15 protein-coding genes are annotated in these 16,667 nt (G+C 66.4%); 8 read left to right on the forward strand and 7 right to left on the reverse strand.

Going from position 1 to position 16,667, the window contains the following annotated elements:
* The first annotated feature begins 91 nt into the window (after nucleotides 1-91).
* Complete coding sequence (locus ABIC35_RS20295) at nucleotides 92-799, forward strand: Crp/Fnr family transcriptional regulator (RefSeq protein WP_121071845.1); 708 nt, start codon at nucleotides 92-94, stop codon at nucleotides 797-799.
* 153 nt (nucleotides 800-952) lie between these two features.
* On the opposite strand, the gene clpS is transcribed toward ABIC35_RS20295, so the two are convergent.
* From clpS to ABIC35_RS20310, 3 genes are all read right to left on the reverse strand, one after another.
* Nucleotides 953-1,285, reverse strand: a complete 333-nt coding sequence (gene clpS / locus ABIC35_RS20300) for an ATP-dependent Clp protease adapter ClpS (protein WP_064310916.1) — start codon at nucleotides 1,283-1,285, stop codon at nucleotides 953-955.
* A 167-nt stretch (nucleotides 1,286-1,452) separates the two neighbouring features.
* Entirely contained in the window at nucleotides 1,453-2,211 is a 759-nt protein-coding gene (gene phaP / locus ABIC35_RS20305; RefSeq protein WP_121071846.1) for a phasin family protein, read from the reverse strand.
* Nucleotides 2,212-2,330: 119 nt separating this feature from the next.
* Entirely contained in the window at nucleotides 2,331-4,067 is a 1,737-nt protein-coding gene (locus tag ABIC35_RS20310; protein WP_121071847.1) for a PHA/PHB synthase family protein, read from the reverse strand.
* Between the two features lie 130 nt (nucleotides 4,068-4,197).
* Here ABIC35_RS20310 and ABIC35_RS20315 point away from each other — a divergent pair, with 130 nt between their 5' ends.
* Complete coding sequence (locus ABIC35_RS20315) at nucleotides 4,198-5,406, forward strand: LL-diaminopimelate aminotransferase (protein ID WP_121071848.1); 1,209 nt, start codon at nucleotides 4,198-4,200, stop codon at nucleotides 5,404-5,406.
* Nucleotides 5,407-5,573: 167 nt separating this feature from the next.
* Nucleotides 5,574-5,996, forward strand: a complete 423-nt coding sequence (locus ABIC35_RS20320; protein ID WP_121071849.1) for an acyl-CoA thioesterase — start codon at nucleotides 5,574-5,576, stop codon at nucleotides 5,994-5,996.
* On the opposite strand, the gene ABIC35_RS20325 is transcribed toward ABIC35_RS20320, so the two are convergent.
* A complete protein-coding gene (locus ABIC35_RS20325; RefSeq protein ID WP_121071850.1) occupies nucleotides 5,993-6,295 on the reverse strand; it encodes a hypothetical protein in 303 nt (100 codons plus the stop codon). The two genes, ABIC35_RS20320 and ABIC35_RS20325, sit on opposite strands and share 4 nt — an antisense overlap.
* 69 nt (nucleotides 6,296-6,364) lie before the next feature.
* The gene (locus tag ABIC35_RS20330) at nucleotides 6,365-6,847 is read right to left on the reverse strand and encodes a winged helix-turn-helix transcriptional regulator (RefSeq protein WP_066725321.1); all 483 of its coding nucleotides are present in this window, start codon (nucleotides 6,845-6,847) and stop codon (nucleotides 6,365-6,367) included.
* 135 nt (nucleotides 6,848-6,982) lie between these two features.
* On the opposite strand from ABIC35_RS20330, the gene ABIC35_RS20335 reads away from it, so the two are divergent.
* From ABIC35_RS20335 to ABIC35_RS20350, 4 genes are all read left to right on the forward strand, one after another.
* Nucleotides 6,983-9,070, forward strand: coding sequence for a RelA/SpoT family protein (locus ABIC35_RS20335; RefSeq protein ID WP_121071851.1), 2,088 nt, complete (start codon nucleotides 6,983-6,985; stop codon nucleotides 9,068-9,070).
* 103 nt (nucleotides 9,071-9,173) lie between these two features.
* Complete coding sequence (locus ABIC35_RS20340) at nucleotides 9,174-10,979, forward strand: DUF885 domain-containing protein (protein WP_121071852.1); 1,806 nt, start codon at nucleotides 9,174-9,176, stop codon at nucleotides 10,977-10,979.
* A gap of 228 nt (nucleotides 10,980-11,207) precedes the next feature.
* Entirely contained in the window at nucleotides 11,208-12,524 is a 1,317-nt protein-coding gene (locus ABIC35_RS20345) for an Nramp family divalent metal transporter (protein WP_121071853.1), read from the forward strand.
* A 49-nt stretch (nucleotides 12,525-12,573) separates the two neighbouring features.
* A complete protein-coding gene (locus tag ABIC35_RS20350; protein WP_121071854.1) occupies nucleotides 12,574-13,599 on the forward strand; it encodes a glycosyltransferase family 2 protein in 1,026 nt (341 codons plus the stop codon).
* A gap of 37 nt (nucleotides 13,600-13,636) precedes the next feature.
* Here the strand turns inward: ABIC35_RS20350 and ABIC35_RS20355 are convergent, their stop codons facing one another.
* Both ABIC35_RS20355 and ABIC35_RS20360 read right to left on the reverse strand, forming a co-directional pair.
* Entirely contained in the window at nucleotides 13,637-14,368 is a 732-nt protein-coding gene (locus tag ABIC35_RS20355; protein WP_121071855.1) for a class I SAM-dependent methyltransferase, read from the reverse strand.
* Nucleotides 14,369-14,788, reverse strand: coding sequence for a GtrA family protein (locus ABIC35_RS20360; protein WP_183049240.1), 420 nt, complete (start codon nucleotides 14,786-14,788; stop codon nucleotides 14,369-14,371).
* 60 nt (nucleotides 14,789-14,848) lie between these two features.
* On the opposite strand from ABIC35_RS20360, the gene ABIC35_RS20365 reads away from it, so the two are divergent.
* Complete coding sequence (locus ABIC35_RS20365; RefSeq protein WP_121071857.1) at nucleotides 14,849-16,654, forward strand: AcrB/AcrD/AcrF family protein; 1,806 nt, start codon at nucleotides 14,849-14,851, stop codon at nucleotides 16,652-16,654.
* Nucleotides 16,655-16,667 lie beyond the last annotated feature (13 nt).

Genomic DNA, 16,667 nt, shown 5'->3' on the forward strand with positions numbered 1-16,667 from the left:
TCGATTTTAATGCGCTGATTCCGTTGCGCTGCTTTGCAGGGCGAACCGGGGGAAAGTGCAGAGCGTGTCATCCAGTTGTTTTGCCGATGTTTTGAGCGAGTTCATCCACCTCACGCCCAAGGAGCGCGAGGCGCTGGATGCGCTCGAACTGCGCCAGCGCCATGTGCGCCGCGGGGCAATTTTACAGCGTGAGAACGAACCTTGCGGGGAGTTGTTCATACTCCGCAAGGGGCTGATGATGAGCTATGTGCTGCTCGACGACGGCAGCCGGCAAATCCTCCGATTCCTGTTCCCGGGCGACATGCTCGGCATTTCCTCGGCAATTTATCACGAGGCGCCGGAGACGCTCTGCGCCCTTTCGGACACGGTGGTCTGCCCCTTCGACCGGGCAACGCTGTCGGGAATCATGCAGGAGCACCCCCGGCTCTCGGCGATGATTCTCGTCTACAGCCAGATCGAGCGCGTGGCGCTGACCGATCGGCTCGCCGCGCTCGGGCGGACCAGCGCCAAGGCGCGCGTCGCCGCGCTGCTGCTCGACCTGCGCAACCGGCTGCGCGCGACCGACAAGTCGATCGACCGATCCTTTCCGCTGGGGCTGACCCAGGAGGAGATCGGCGACGCGACGGGGCTCACCGCGGTGCATGTTAACCGCATGCTCCGCCAGCTCGAGGAAGAAGGCATGATCGCGCGCGAAGGCGGCCGGGTGACGCTGCTCGATCGCGGCGCGCTGGCGGGGGCGGCGAATTACGTCAATCGCTATGAAGGGCTCGACCTGCGCTGGCTGCCGCCGGCGCGGTGAGCTGCGGGAGTTCCGCCCTTCCCGCACCCCAACCGTCATTCCCGCGAAAGCGGGAATCCATTTGCCAGGACGCTTGGGGAAAGAACCGGAGCTTCAGCGCCAATGGATCCCTGCCTTCGCGGGGATGACGCCTGAGGATGTGGGCGAAAGCGCCTACGCCTTCTCTAGCGTGCACTGCAGCGGGTGCTGGTTCTGCCGGGCGAAGTCGATCACCTGCGAGACCTTGGTCTCGGCGACTTCATAGCTGAACACCCCGCACACGCCCACGCCGCGCTGGTGGACGTGGAGCATCACCTGGGTCGCTTCCTCGATGTTCATCCGGAAGAAGCGCTGGAGCACCAGCACGACGAACTCCATCGGGGTATAATCGTCGTTGAGCATCAACACCCGGTATGGGGTCGGCTTCTTGGTGCGGGTGCGGGTGCGCGTGGCGATGCCGACGGCATTGTCGTTGCCGCGATCATCCTGGTCGCCGTCCTCGGCCATCCGAATCTGTGTTGTACGAAGCTCGACCATAGGCGTGGCAAAATATGTCGCACTGCCCCCAAGGGCAAGGCGTGCCGAGGCTCCATCTCGATTTTGTCACCACGAAAAAGGGGCGATCGCCGTAGCGACCGCCCCCAATTCGTTCCGATCCGGATCGGCGAGGCCGATCAGGCGGTGGTCTTCACCTTCTCGACCGCAACCGCGAAGCGGTTCGAGATCGGCTGCGCGGCGTCGCCGGCGAGCTTGATTACGGCTTCGGTGTGCTTCGAGGCTTCGGCGACATAGGAGTCGAACGCGCCGCGCAGATAGTCGCTCTGCAGCTTGAAGAAGTCGGTCGGGGTCTTGACCGACGACAGGTTCTTCAGCGCCGCAGTCGCGCTCTCGAACGAGCGGCGGCTATAGTCGGCAGCTTCCTGGCCCAGGGTCTCGAAGCCCTTGGCGGCGATCCGGCCCGACTCGACCAGCGCCTCGATGTTGCCCTTGGCGAACTCGTTGGCTTCCTCGACCAGCTTGGTCGACTTCTCGACGGCGGCCTTGGTGCGCTCGTTGAAATCGGCGAAAGCGGTGTGGGCCTGGGTGGTCGCGTTCTCGTAGGTGGTAGCCATGATCGAAATTTCCTTCGCGGTGCTGGTGGTGACCGCCGGCGCGACGGTCTCTGCGGCTTCGATCACCGGTTCGGCGACGGCCTCGGCCGTTTCCGCGGGGGCGGCGATCGTCTCTTCAACGTGGGTCTTCACTTCCTGCGGTGCAGCGGTTTCGACCGGCGCCGGTACCAGGGCCGCGGCCGGGACGATCGTCTCGGCCAACGGGGGTACGGGCGGCGGCGTCACCGCGGCAGCTTCGGCCAGAATCGCGGGCTTGGGTACGCCGCGTGCGGCCGTCTTGGCGGCGGGTTTGGCCGTCGTCTTAGGTCCCTTGCTGGTCATGTGACTAGCTTCCCTGCCTATTGCTGCACCGCAGCATATAACGGCATGGCGTCAGATTTGCAAGGCGCCATTGTGCAGTGCACAAAAAGTTACAAATGCCTCAATCTAACAGCATTTTATCAGCGCATTTTAACATAATCGCCGGGGGCTTCCGCAATCGCACAAAGGTTTCCACCTCCGGGCACCCGCGCGCCGTCTGCCGCAACTTTGGCACCGTTCACCGCGCGCAGCCAGTCGAGCCAGTCCGGCCACCAGCTTCCGGCATGTTCCGTCGCATCTTCAAGGAAGGATTCGAGCGACTCGGCGGGATCTTGATTGGTCCAGTATTGGTATTTCTTTGCGGATGGTGGATTTATTACACCTGCGATATGGCCCGATCCGGCCAACACGAACTTGTGCGGCCCGCGAAAATGCTCGGTCAACTTCCACACACTTTTGGCAGGGGCGATATGATCTTCGCGACCGGCCTGGATATAGCTGGGCGTCGTCACCCTGGAGAGATCGACCGGGGTGCCGCCGATGCTCAGCGCGCCGGGCGCGATCAGCTTGTTGTCGCGGTACAGGTCGGTCAGGTAGCTGAGATGCCAGGTCGCCGGCAGGTTGGTGACGTCCGAGTTCCAGTGGAGCAGGTCGAAGGGGGCATATTCCTGCCCCATCAGATAGTTGTTGGTGACGTAGTTCCAGATCAGGTCGCGCCCGCGCAGCAGGTTGAACGTCGCCGCCATGTAGCGCCCGTCGAGAAAGCCGTCGGCGCTGAGGCTGCGGATCATCGCCAGTTGGTCGTCGTCGACGAAGACGCGCAGGTCGCCTGCTTCGGTGAAGTCGACCTGGGCGGTGAAGAAGGTTGCGCTCGCCACCTTCGCGGCCTGGTCGCGCGCCGCGAGCACCGCCAGCGTCGCCGCCAGCGTGGTGCCCGCGACGCAATAGCCGATGGTGTGGACGCTCTCGACGCCGAGCAGGTCGCGCACCGTGTCGATCGCGTCGATCTGGCCGCGCTCGACATAATCGTCCCACACCACGTCCTTCATGCTCGCATCGGCCGAGCGCCACGAGACGACGAACACGGTGATCCCCTGCTCCACCGCCCAGCGGATGAAGCTCTTCTCGGGCGTCAGGTCGAGGATGTAGAAGCGGTTGATCCAGGGCGGGAAGATGATCAGCGGGGTTTCCAGCACCTCGTCGGTGGTCGGCGCATATTGGATCAGCTCGTAGAGCGGCGTGCGCTTCACCACCTTGCCCGGCGTCATCGCCAGGTTGCGGCCGAGCTCGAACGCGCCCGCGTCGGTCTGCGTCATCTGGCCCTTGGCCATGTCCTGCAGCATGTGCTGCAGGCCCTTGAGCAGGCTCTCGCCCTTGGTTTCGACGATCTTCTCGATGACCTGCGGGTTGGTCGCAGGAAAATTGGTGGGACTGATCGCGTCGATAAAGCCCTGGGTGGCGAAGCGAATCTGGTCCTTCTGCCGGCCATCGACATGCTCCAGCGCCTCGACATTCTTGAGCAGATGATCGGCGATGACGAAATAGCTCTGGCGGAGGAAGTCGAAGATCGGCTCCTCGCGCCATTGCGGCGCCTTGAAGCGCTTGTCGCGCGCCTGTTCGGGCGTCTCGACAAAGGGTTCGGCATGGGCGGGGTCGAGGAAGCGCTGCCACAACTGCATCGTGTCCGCCCAGAAATCGGCGCTGGCGCGCATCGCCGGGGTAGGATCGAACAGCATGCCGAAGGGCGGGGCCGCCGGCACATGCTCCATCAGGTCCAGCCCGTGCTCCAGCATCATCTGCTGCGCCCGGCCGAGCACCCAGGTCCAGTGCTGCAGGTCTTCGAGGCGCGGCAGGGTCGGCGTGAGCGTGTCGGGCATTCGGTCCTCTCCTTTGCCCCGCCTTAGCGCAGGCAATGCAATGCGTCATTCCCGACTTGGTTATTATGGCGTAGAACGAACGCACGACACAATTTTGTGTCGCATGCCAGAACCCTTGAAAGTCGAGGAAATGTCCGAAGAATTCTACCGCATCAAGCGCTTGCCCCCCTATGTCATCGCCGAAGTGAACGCGATGCGGGCGGCCGCGCGGGCGGGCGGAGAGGACATCATCGACCTCGGCATGGGCAATCCGGACCTGCCGCCGCCCGACCATGTGATCGAGAAGCTCTGCGAAGTGGCGCGCAAGCCCGATGCGCATGGCTATTCCCAGTCCAAGGGCATCCCCGGCCTCCGCCGCGCCCAGGCGAACTATTATGGCCGCCGCTTCGGCGTGGAGCTCGATCCCGAAACCGAAGTGGTGGTGACGATGGGCTCCAAGGAGGGCCTGGCCAGCCTTGCCACCGCGATCACCGCGCCGGGCGATGTGGTGCTGGCGCCGAACCCCAGCTACCCGATCCACACCTTCGGCTTCATCATCGCAGGTGCGACGATCCGCGCGGTGCCGACCACGCCTGACGACGCCTATTTCGAGAGCCTCGAGCGCGCGATGAATTTCACCGTGCCGCGCCCGTCGATCCTCGTCGTCAACTATCCGTCGAACCCGACCGCGGAGACGGTGGACCTCGCCTTCTACGAGCGGCTCGTCGCCTGGGCGCGCGAGAACAAGGTGTGGATACTCTCCGACCTCGCCTATTCGGAGCTGTATTTCGACGGCAAGCCGACGCCGTCGATCCTGCAGGTGAAGGGCGCCAAGGACGTCGCGATCGAGTTCACCTCCCTCAGCAAGACCTATTCCATGGCCGGCTGGCGGATGGGCTTCGCGGTGGGCAACAAGCAGCTGATCGCGGCGATGACGCGGGTGAAGTCGTATCTCGACTACGGCGCCTTCACGCCGATCCAGGCTGCGGCCTGCGCAGCACTCAACGGCCCGCAGGACATCGTCGAGAAGAACCGCCAGCTTTATCACAAGCGCCGCGACGTAATGGTGGAGAGCTTCGCGCGTGCGGGCTGGGAGATCCCCTCCCCCCGCGCCTCGATGTTCGCCTGGGCGCCGCTGCCGCCGGCACTGGCGCATCTCGGCAGCCTGGAGTTCTCCAAGCAGCTGCTCACCCATGCCAAGGTCGCGGTGGCGCCGGGCGTGGGGTACGGCGAGAATGGCGAAGGCTTTGTGCGCATCGCGATGGTGGAGAACGAACAGCGCCTCCGCCAGGCCGCACGCAACGTGAAGAAGTATCTCCAGTCGATGGGGGTGAATACGCCGGCGGCGAACGCGGGGTAAGGATATGCGCGCAGCCGCTACGGTGGCTGCGCCATTTTACCCGCCGCTCCTCCTCCCAAAAGTCATCCCGGCTTCCGCCGGGATGACGGTCGTGTTCGAACACGGCACGTCTGCATGCGCACCCCGCACTTGCGAACCGCGCCCGGCTCGGGGCAAAGCCCGCCGCCATGTCCCGCCCCGGTCTCCCCTTTTCCACCCGCTTCCGCGTCCGCTATTCCGAGATCGACGGACAGAAGATCGTCTTCAACTCGCGCTATCTCGAATATGCCGATGTCGGGCTCACCGAATTCTGGCGCTGGGCCGATCTCGCCAAGCTGGGGCCGGAGTGGATGGAGGCGGAGTTCAACGTCGTCCGCGCGCAAGTGGAGTATAAGCGCCCGTTCCGCTTCGATGACCTGGTCGAGGTGTTCGTCCGCGTTGAGCGGCTCGGCAATACCAGCATGACGATGCGCGCCGACCTCTGCCATGCGGAGACAGGCGAGCTCCACGCCGAAGTGGAGCTGGTCAGCGTCCATCTCGATTTGGAGACGCGCCGTCCTAAGCCGATCCCGGACGCGGTGCGCGCCGCACTGGAAGCGATCGGCGGCTAGACGACCACGTCGGCAAAGGCGCCGCCCTGGGCGCGGCCCAGCTTGCGCTTCATCTCGTCCTCGATTTCCTTGCGGATCGCGGCCTGCTTTTCGGGGGCGAGCTGGTCGAACTGCTCCTGCGTCAGGTTGTAGCGCTTGAGCACGGCTTCCTTGGTGCGCTCGGCCGGGCTCTTGCGGGCCTCCCGGAGAAAGGCTTCGGCGGTCTCGTCGACGGGGCCGCTCGTGCTGCCATGGGCTGCAGCGGTTCCCGCCACGCCCCGCACGCCATTGATACCCACCGTCGAAATGCCGAACGTCATGCGCAAATTTCCCTGATGCACGGGCGCATTATAGAAGCATTTACGCTTTGGCGGAGCATGCGGGCAGACTTACTCGGCCGCGCGGGCTTCCTCGGCATCCTCGGGGAGCGCCCAGAGCAGGTCGCCCTTGCCCAGCACCCGGCCGTCCTGCGCCTGCACCGTCACCGGCGCGATCGGCTTGCCGTCGCGCGCATCGACCAGGATCGGCGAGGCGGGCACGCCGGTCTCCCAGCGCTCGCCCCATTGGCGCAGCGCCACCATCGTCGGCAGCAGCGCGTGCCCCTTGTCGGTGAGGCGATACTCCACCTTGCGGCGATCGTCGGCGCAAGGGACCCGGGCGAGGATGCCATGCTCCACCAGCCGCGCCAGCCGGTTGGCGAGGATGTTGCGGGCGATGCCCAGCTCGCTCTGGAATTCCTCGAAATGGCGGATGCCGTTGAACGCGCCGCGCAGGATCAGGAACGACCAGCGTTCGCCCATCGCCTCCAGCGCGGCCGGCAGGCTGCATTCCCGCGCCATGGCCCGCAGCGTTTCTCGAACGGCTCCACCCATGCGGGCACCCTATCGCAAAAAAGGGGGGTGGGAAACCGGCCCGGCGCAGCACTTCGGCCACAGCTGCGCCGTTAAGCCGCGATTGCACCTTCAAATCGGTTGCAAAAACCGGGCCAGTGACGCCATCTAGAAGGCGTGCTGCGTCAGTATGAACTTGTAGACCGGGTCCTCTCCTACGACCCCGAAGCCGATGAGGCATTGCTCAACCGGGCCTATGTCTTCTCGGTCAATGCCCATGGCACCCAGAAGCGGGCTTCGGGCGACCCCTATTTCAGCCATCCGATCGAGGTGGCGGGCATCCTCACCGACCTCCATCTCGACGACGAGACGATCGCGACGGCGATCCTCCACGACACGATCGAGGACACGGTGGCGACGCCGGAGGAGATCCAGCGGCTGTTCGGGCCCAACGTCGCCCGCATGGTCGACGGCGTCACCAAGCTGTCCAAGATCGAGGCGCAGACCGAGAGCGAGCGCGCGGCGGAAAATCTGCGCAAGTTCCTGCTCGCCATGTCCGACGACATCCGCGTGCTGCTGGTGAAGCTGGCCGATCGGCTCCACAACATGCGCACGCTCCACTTCATCAAGAAGGAGGAGAAGCGCCGCCGCATCGCCCGCGAGACGATGGACATCTATGCCCCGCTCGCCGAGCGGATCGGCATGTACGAGTTCATGAAGGAGATGCAGACGCTCGCCTTCCGCCAGCTCGAACCCGAAGCTTATGAATCGATCACCAAGCGGCTGGAGAGCTTCCGCGTCGAGGGCGAGGACCGGGTGCTCAAAATCGCCTCGGGCCTCAAGCTGCTGCTCGGCCGCGGCGGCATCGACGCCGAGGTGACGGGGCGCGAAAAGCATCCCTATTCGATCTGGAAGAAGATGTCCGAGCGCCATGTCAGCCTCGAACAGCTGTCCGACATCATGGCCTTCCGCGCGATCGTCGATACCGAGGAGGAGTGCTACCGCGCGCTCGGCGTGATCCACCGCCGCTGGCCGATGGTGCCGGGCCGGTTCAAGGATTATATCTCGACGCCGAAGCGCAACGGCTATCGCTCGCTCCACACCACGATCATGCATGCCGGTGATACCCGCGTCGAAGTGCAGATCCGCACCCGCGACATGCACGCCCAGGCCGAATTCGGCCTCGCCGCCCACTGGGCGTACAAGCAAAGCGCGGTCCGCCCCGACACCCAGGTCAGCTGGATCCGCGACCTGATCGAGATCCTGGAACATGCCGAGAGCCCCGAAGAGCTGCTCGAGCATACCCGCATGGCGATGTACCAGGATCGCATCTTCGCCTTCACCCCCAAGGGCGAGCTGATCCAGCTGCCCAAGGGCGCGACGCCGATCGACTTCGCCTATGCGGTACACACCGATCTCGGCGACCAGTCGGTCGGTGCCAAGGTCAACGGCAAGGTGGTGCCGCTGCGTACCGAGATCGAGCAGGGCGACCAGGTGCAGATCCTGCGTTCGAAGGCACAGGAGCCGCAGCCCAACTGGCTGAACTTCGCGATCACCGGCAAGGCGCGCGCGGCGATCCGCCGGCACCTGCGCCACAAGGAACGCGACGAGACGATCCGGCTGGGCCGCAAGCTCTATGAGGACATCGTCGCCCGCCTCCCCGCCCCTCCGGGCGAAGGTGCGCTGGGCGAGGCCCTCAAGCGGCTGAAACTGGCCGATGCGGAGTCGCTGATGGAGGCGATCGCCCGTCGCAGCCTTACCGACCGGCAGGTGATGGAAGCGGTGATGCCCGGCTCCGCCAGCGGCGAGGACGACCAGCTGCCGCCGCAACATCACGCGATCGACATCAAGGGCCTCACCCCGGGCGTGGCGTTCACCTATGCCGAGGATTGCTGCCCGGTGCCGGGTGACCGCATCCTGGGCGTGCGCAAGCCGGACCAGCCGATCGTCGTCCACCGCATCGATTGCCCCAGCCTCGCCGATGTCGAGGAAGCCGACTGGGTCGACCTGACCTGGGGCGACAAGGCCGATGGCGGCGTGGCCGAGATCGCGGTGACGCTGAAGAACGAACCCGGCGCGCTGGGCACGGTGGCGACGCTGATCGGCCAGCACAAGGCCAACATCCTCGGGCTGCGGCTGGATAATCGCGACACGACCTTCCACACCAACACGATCGACCTGGAAGTGCGCAACGCCGCGCATTTGATGAAGCTGCTCGCGGCGCTGCGCGCGGCGGATGCGGTGAGTTCGGCCGAGCGGGTGTGACGGAATGCCGTATCCCCCCCGCCAGGGGGAGGATACGCTGTGGACCTTGCCCAAATTCGCGGTAGGCTGCCCCCAACCAAACACAGCAATTGGGGGAAAAGCCTTGAATCGTCGTACCTTCCTCGCCTCGTCTAGCACCGCAGCCTTGGCCGCGCTGCTTCCCGCCGCCGCCCGCGCCGCGGTGGCCGGCACCCGCGATGCCGAGATCAACGCCGTCTACAACCAGATCGTCGCTGAGCGCATCCAGCGCTCGCCCGAATTCGCCACCTCGCTCGGCTTCGACAAGGGCACCAACGCCGCGCTCAAGCACAAGCTGAGCGACGGCAGCGCCGCCGCCAAGGCGCGCAACCTCGCCGACACGAAGGCGGCGATCGCCAAGATCGAGGCGTTCGACCCCGCCACCCTGTCCGAGGGCGCACGGCTCGACCGCGAAGTGGTGCTCTATTCGCTCCGGAGCGCCACCGTGTCGCAGGACAAGTTCCAGATCGATTCAGTCGGCCGCCCCTTCCCGATCACCCAACAGGGCGGCGCCTATTTCTCGACCCCGGACTTCCTCAACTCCAGCCACACCATCGTCACCCAGGATGATGCCGGGGCCTATCTCGATCGCCTCGACGCCTTTGCCGGAGCGCTCGACCAGGATACGGCCGACCAGAAGGAAGCCGCAGGCCGCGGGCTGGTGGCGCCGGTCTTCTGCCTGGAACTCACGCTCGCCCAGATGGCCAAGCTGCGCCAGCCCGACCCAGCCGCAAACACCCTCACCCAGTCGCTCGTCCGCCGCGCGGCCGCCAAGCAGTTGCAGGGCGATTGGCAGGGCCGCGCCGCGAAGATCGTCGGCGACAAGGTCTATCCCGCACTCGATCGGCAATATGCGCTGATCCAGCAGCTCCACGCCAAGGGCCGCCCCTCGGCGGGCCTGTGGGACGTGCCGCGCGGCCAGGAAATCTACGCCGCAGCACTGGAGCAATGGACCACCACCAGCTTCACCCCCGATCAGGTCCACAAGATGGGTCTGGAGCAGGTGGCGGAGATCAGCGCCAAGCTCGATGCGCTGCTCAAGGCACAGGGGCTCACCAAGGGCAGCGTCGGCGAACGGCTGACGGCGCTCAATGAGCGGCCCGACCAGCTCTATCCGGACACCGTCGAGGGGCGGACGGCGCTGATCGCGGGCCTCAACGCCAGCGTGCAGGACGTCGCGGCGCTGCTGCCCAAGGCGTTCCTCAACCCCAACAAGGCGCCGCTGGAGATTCGCGCAGTGCCGGTGGAGATCCAGGACGGCGCCTCCAACGGCTATTACACCCGCGCCGCGCTGGATGGCTCGCGCCCGGCAATCTACTGGATCAACCTCAAGAGCGTGGGCGACTGGCCGAAATATTCGCTGCCGTCGCTCACCTTCCACGAAGGCTTGCCCGGCCACCATCTCCAGATCAGCACGGCACAGGCGGCAGAAGGCCCGCTGATCCGCAAGTTCGGCTTCTTCAGCGCCTATACCGAGGGCTGGGCGCTCTATGCCGAGCAGCTGGCGGACGAGATCGGCGCCTATCACGGGCCGCTCGAACGCGCCGGCTATCTCCAGTCCTTCCTGTTCCGCGCGGCGCGGCTGGTGGTGGATACCGGCATCCACACCAAGAAGTGGAGCCGCGAGCAGGCGACCGACTATCTGGTGGCGACCACCGGCTTCCCCCGCGCCCGCTCGCAGCGCGAGGTGGAGCGCTATTGCACGATGCCGGGCCAGGCCTGCGCCTACAAGCTCGGCCACATCGCCTGGACGCGGGCGCGCGCCAATACCCAGAAGATCGCCGGCAACAAGTTCGATCTAAAGCAGTTCCACGAGGTGATCCGGCTGGGCGCGATGCCGCTCACCATGTTCGAACGGCTGGTGGAGGAACGCGCCAAGGCGATGGCCTGAGGTTTTGAGATCCTCCCCCGGAGGGGGCGGGGGGCCGCCGCCGCAGGCGGTGGTGGAGGGGTGTCCGCGCTAGGGCGGCGTACGTCGCTACGGCCGCTGACACCCCTCCGTCGCGCTGCGCGCGCCACCTCCCCTTCCAGGAGAGGATTTCTCAGCCCCAGTATGGTTGCGGCAATCGGAACCCGCCGCCACAAGGGCGGTTGCCTTTCCCGTGTCCGCGAGCCCGCCATGTTCCGCCTTCCCCGCACCGCCACCGCGCCCTTCTGCCCCTCCGAGGTCCGGGGCAGCGTGAGCGTGCCCGCGGGCCTGTCGCCGCTGGCCAAGCTTCTGCGCTATATGGGGCCGGGGCTGCTGGTCTCGGTCGGCTATATCGATCCCGGCAATTGGGCGACCGATATCGAGGCGGGCTCGCGCTACGGCTATGGCCTGCTGTTCGTCATCCTCGCCTCCAGCGCGGCGGCGATGGTGCTGCAATCGCTCTGCGCGCGGCTGGGCATCGCGACGGGGCGCGACCTCGCCCGGCTGGTGCGCGACCGCTATTCGCCGGGCGTCGCCAAATTCCTCTGGGTGTTCGCCGAGCTGGCGATCATCGCCACCGACGTTGCCGAAGTGCTGGGCAGCGCGCTCGCCTTCCAGCTGCTGCTCGGAATCCCGCTGTGGATCGGGGTGCTGATCACCGCGCTCGACGTGGTGATCGTGCTCAGCCTCAAGGGCCAGGGCTTCCGCCAGATGGAGGCGATCATGCTCGGACTGGTCGGCACCGTCGCCGCCTGCTTCGTGGTGCAGCTGTTCCTCTCGCCGCCGGACGGCGCGGCGGTGCTGGCGGGCATGATCCCCGATCCGGCGCGGCTGGCGGACCCGCACGCGCTCTATCTCGCGATCGGCATCCTCGGCGCGACGGTGATGCCGCACAATCTCTATCTGCACAGCTCGGTGGTGCAGACGCGCGTCTCGGGCACCGACGAGGCCAGCCGCAGCGAAGCGGTGCGCTATGCCCAATTCGACATCATCGCCGCACTGCTCGCCGCCACCTTCGTCAACGCCGCAATCCTGATCGTCGCCGCCTCCGCCTTCCACGCCAACGGCAACACCGGCGTGCGCGAGATCGAGGATGCGTATCGCCTGCTCACGCCAGCTACCGGTGCCGCGATCGCCGCGCCCTTGTTCGGCATCGCGCTGCTCGCCTCGGGGCAGAGCGCGACCTTTACCGGCACGATCGCGGGCCAGGTGATTCTCGAGGGCTTTCTCGACCTCAAGATCCCCTGCTGGGTCCGCCGGCTGATCACGCGCGGGCTGGCACTGATTCCGGCCCTGCTCGGCGTGCTGCTGATGGGCGACGGCGCGGTGGGACGGCTGCTGGTGCTGACCCAGGTGGTGCTCTCCGCGGGCCTGCCGTTCGCGATGGCGCCCCTCCTGCTGCTCACGGCAGACCGGAAGCTGATGGGCCGCTTCGCCAGCCCCGTCTGGCTGCAGGCGATTGGCTGGCTGCTGTTCGTCGCGATCAGCGGCGCTAATATCTGGCTCGTCATGAGCCTGTTCGCCTGATGCGCGCCCGCTCGACGGGCCGTTCCGGCAGCGCTACAGAGCGCCGGTCATGAAACGTCCCCAGCTTTCCGTCGTCGTCCCCTGCTACAACGAAGAAGCATGCCTCGACATGCTCCACGGCCGCGTCAGCGCCGCCGCGCGTGCGGCGGTGGGCGAGTCGTATGAAATCGTCTTCGTCAACGATGGGTCACGCGACCGCAGCTGGGAGGTGATGCAGCGGCTGTCCGCCGCCGATCCGCACCTCGTCGCCATCAACCTGTCGCGCAACCACGGCCACCAGCTCGCGCTGACCGCCGGGCTCGACCTGTGCGCGGGCGAGCAGATCCTGATCATCGATGCCGATCTGCAGGACCCGCCCGAGCTGCTGACCGAGATGCGCGCGACGATGGCCGCGCAGGGCGCCGACGTGGTCTATGCCGTCCGCCGCAAGCGCGAGGGCGAGAGCCTGTTCAAGAAGGCGACGGCGGCGGTCTTCTACCGCATGCTCGATCGCATCACCGACACGCCGATCCCGCTCGACACCGGCGACTTCCGCCTGATGAGCCGGCGCGCGCTCGATGCGCTGCTGTCGCTGCCCGAGCAGGCACGCTTCATCCGCGGCATGGTCGCGTGGATCGGCTTCCGCCAGGTGCCCTTCGTCTATGACCGGCACGAGCGCCATGCCGGCGAGACCAAGTACCCGCTCGGCAAGATGATCCGCTTCGCGCTCGACGCGATCACCGGCTTCTCGACCGCCCCCTTGCGCTTCGCCAGCCATGTCGGTCTGCTGCTCACCGGCGCCTCGGTGCTGCTGATCCTCTACATCCTGATCGCCTGGGCGATGGGCCATGCGATCCAGGGCTGGACCTCGACCATGCTGGTCGTCGTCGTGATCGGCGCGGTGCAGATGTTCGTGCTGGGGATGATCGGCGAATATCTCGGCCGGTTGTACGTCGAATCGAAGCGGCGGCCTTTGTACCTGATCGCCGATGTGGCGGGGCCGGTGCAGGGCCATGCCTCGCTCGGCTATCGCCACCAGGATTCGGGCGCGATCAGCGTGTCCCCCCAGGCCCGCCACAACGACGCGGCGGAGTGATCCGCCTTTAGATCCTCCCCTTCCAGGGGAGGATCGATTATTGCTTCGGCTCGGCGATCACGATGATCGACAGCCCCGGCGGCATCGGCAGTCGGCCGAGCAGATGCCGCTCCAGCCCGAAGATCGTCTCGAATGCCTTGTTGAGCACGGCCGGCGGCGGCGAGTCGTCGCTGTCGTCCTTGCCCATCAGCTTGCCGGCAAAGCGCGCCGCCACCGCCACCGGGAACAGCAGCGAGTTGAACCAGCGCAGCTTGCGCCACTTGAGCCCCGCCTTGTCCAGCGCGGCGAGCAGCGTCGCCTTGGAATAGCGCCGCTTGTGGTGGTTCACCACGTCGTGCGCGCTCCACATCCACTGGTGCGCAGGGACCGTGATCAGGATCTTGCCGCCGGGCTTGAGCACCCGCGCCATCGCCTTGAGCGCGCCGACGTCGTCCTCGATATGCTCGACCACGTCGAGCACCGCGATCAGATCGTAGCTGCCGGGCGCGACGCCGGTCAGGTCGGGCAGCGGCGACGAACCCACCGGCTTGCCCAGGCGTTCGCTGGCGATCTCGCGCGCGGCGGGATCGATCTCAATCGCGTCGACATCGCCGAATGCGCCGAGCATCGGCAGGTTGTGCCCGGTGCCGCAACCGATCTCGAGGATCCTGGCGTCCTTCGGCACCGCGCCGTAGCGGGCGAGATAGTCGGCGAGGATGTCGCGGCGGGCGCGGTACCACCAATGGGTGGAATCATGCGCCGCCATGCGGTCGTAAACGATACGGTCCATTCAGCCGAAAACCCACAGACGATTGAGTGCGAAGGTCGCGAAGGGGGTGACGAGCACCGCCGGCACCAGCGGCCACCAGGTCGGCCCATGGACCCAGGGGCCGGTCAGCAGCCAGGTGAAGCCTGCGTTGAGCAGCATGCCCGTCGCCTGCACGACGAAGAATTTCAGTTTCAGCGCCGCGTTTTCCTCGGCGCCGTGCCCCTGGAAGCTCCAGCGGCTGTGCATGAAATAGCCGAAGATCACCGCCACGAAGAAGCCCGCCACCGAGGCGACCACCGGGTTGATGACATAGGTGGCCAGCGGCCAGTAGACGGCGGCATAGACCACCGTCGAAAGCCCGCCGACGATCACGAAGCGGATCAACTGGCCCAGCACCCCGCTGGCCCGCAATGCCTCAACGCGTTGCAATACTGCCGTCATCTCGCTTGCCCTCCGACCGGCGCTCGCCCTAATGCGCTGCAGCATCCGAGGAAAGCGATTTTGACGCCCAACATCCAGCGGCTTTTCCGCCTTCGAGACGAATTCGACCGCCACTGGCTGCTCTGGACGCTGGTTGCCTGGGCCTGCGTGACGGTGTGGTTCGTCGCCCAGCGCCAGGGCAATATCTACTGGCTGACCCTCGGCGACACCGACGACAATATGCGGCTGATGCAGGTCCGCGCGCTGCTGGCGGGTCAGGACTGGTACGATCTGCGCCAGTACCGGATGGACCCGGCGCTGGGCGGATTCGACATCCACTGGTCGCGGATCGTCGACCTGCCGATCGCCGGACTGATTCTGCTGCTCAAGCCATTTCTCGGCATGGCCACGGCGGAGAAATGGGCGTGCGGGCTCGCGCCCCTGCTGCCGCTGTCGATCACGATGACGGGGCTGGCACTCACCGCCCGCCGGCTGGTCTCGCCTTTCGCCTGGCCGGTCGCGCTGGTGCTGCTGGTGACCGTCTGCACCACGACCCTGCCGATGTACGCACCGCTGCGCATCGACCATCATGGCTGGCAGCTCGCGGCGCTGGCGATGACCGTTGCCGGTATCGCCGACTCGAAGGGCGCGCGCGGCGGTGCGGTGGTCGGGCTGGCCAGCGCCTTTTCGCTGTCGATCGGACTGGAGCTGCTGCCCTTCTGCGCGATGGCCGGGGCAATCCTTGCGCTGCGCTGGGTATGGGATGCGGCCGAGCGGTCCCGGCTGATGGTCTATGGCCTTACGCTGGGCGGCGGCTCGGCGATCGGCTTCGCGGCCTTTGCGTCGTACGCCAACCAGGCGATGCGCTGCGATGCGCTGACGCCGGTGTGGCTGAGCGTGCTGGTCGCCGCGGGCGCGCTGCTGGTCGCGCTGACACTGCTCAACCCGGCCTCGCGCTGGGTGCGGCTGGCGCTGGCGCTGGTCGCCGGGGGCCTGATCGCCGCGGGCTTCGTGCATTTCTTCCCGCAATGCCTGGGCCGCCCCGAGCAGGTCTCGGACGAACTCTACAAGACCTGGCTCTCCAACGTCCGCGAAGCACGGCCGATCTATCGCCACCCCGCCGACACGGCGGTGCCGGTTGCCATCGTCGCGGGGCTTGGCCTGCTCGGTGCGTTGCTGGCGGTGTGGAACGCGCGGCGCAGCGTCAAGCTGGTCGGCTGGGTCGCGGTTGCGCTGTTCACCGCCTTCGCCGCCGCCATGCTGCTCTGGCAGATGCGCGCGGCGCCGGGCGCCCAGCTGCTCGCGGTGCCGGGCATCACCGCGCTGATCTGGATCCTGGTGCCGCTGCTCGTCCGGCGCGGCCCGCTCTGGGTGCGGATCGGCGTGGCGGTACTCGCCTTTGCCATCGTCGGCGTGGTCGCCAGCGGCGTGAAGATGCCCTGGGCGAACAAGACCGCGTCGAAGCCCGGCAGCGACAAGGTACGCCAGGCGAACATCGCCTGCACCCGCACCTCGCAGTTGCGCACGCTCGATGCGATTCCCGCCGCGACGATGTTCACCCAGGTCGATCTCGGGCCGCGGCTGATCGTGGTGACCCACCACAATGCGGTCGCCGGCCCCTATCACCGCAACGGCCAGGCGATCCTCGACGTCCACCACGCCTTTACCGGCACCGCCGACGGCTTCCGGCCCATCGCCGCGCGCCACAAAGCCGCCTACCTGCTGCTCTGCCCGAACATGGCGGAGACGACCGTGTATCGGTCGCACAACCCGGTCGGCTTCTACGCGCAGCTCGCCAAGGGGCAGGTGCCGGACTGGCTGGAGCCGGTGCAGTTGCCCGACGGCTCGCCCTACAAGCTGTGGAAGATCCGCTACCAGGGGCAGTGACCCCGCGCCCGGA

The sequence above is a fragment of the Sphingomonas trueperi genome, assembly GCF_040545965.1.
In the GTDB taxonomy this organism is placed as follows: Bacteria; Pseudomonadota; Alphaproteobacteria; order Sphingomonadales; family Sphingomonadaceae; genus Sphingomonas; species Sphingomonas trueperi_C.

Coding starts and splice junctions, on each gene's coding strand:
- clpS (WP_064310916.1), bottom strand. CDS start 1,285: ATGGCCGAGGACGGCGACCAGGATGATCGCGGCAACGACAATGCCGTC.
- phaP (WP_121071846.1), bottom strand. CDS start 2,211: ATGACCAGCAAGGGACCTAAGACGACGGCCAAACCCGCCGCCAAGACG.
- ABIC35_RS20310 (WP_121071847.1), bottom strand. CDS start 4,067: ATGCCCGACACGCTCACGCCGACCCTGCCGCGCCTCGAAGACCTGCAG.
- ABIC35_RS20315 (WP_121071848.1), top strand. CDS start 4,198: ATGTCCGAAGAATTCTACCGCATCAAGCGCTTGCCCCCCTATGTCATC.
- ABIC35_RS20320 (WP_121071849.1), top strand. CDS start 5,574: ATGTCCCGCCCCGGTCTCCCCTTTTCCACCCGCTTCCGCGTCCGCTAT.
- ABIC35_RS20325 (WP_121071850.1), bottom strand. CDS start 6,295: ATGACGTTCGGCATTTCGACGGTGGGTATCAATGGCGTGCGGGGCGTG.
- ABIC35_RS20330 (WP_066725321.1), bottom strand. CDS start 6,847: ATGGGTGGAGCCGTTCGAGAAACGCTGCGGGCCATGGCGCGGGAATGC.
- ABIC35_RS20345 (WP_121071853.1), top strand. CDS start 11,208: ATGTTCCGCCTTCCCCGCACCGCCACCGCGCCCTTCTGCCCCTCCGAG.
- ABIC35_RS20350 (WP_121071854.1), top strand. CDS start 12,574: ATGAAACGTCCCCAGCTTTCCGTCGTCGTCCCCTGCTACAACGAAGAA.
- ABIC35_RS20355 (WP_121071855.1), bottom strand. CDS start 14,368: ATGGACCGTATCGTTTACGACCGCATGGCGGCGCATGATTCCACCCAT.
- ABIC35_RS20360 (WP_183049240.1), bottom strand. CDS start 14,788: ATGACGGCAGTATTGCAACGCGTTGAGGCATTGCGGGCCAGCGGGGTG.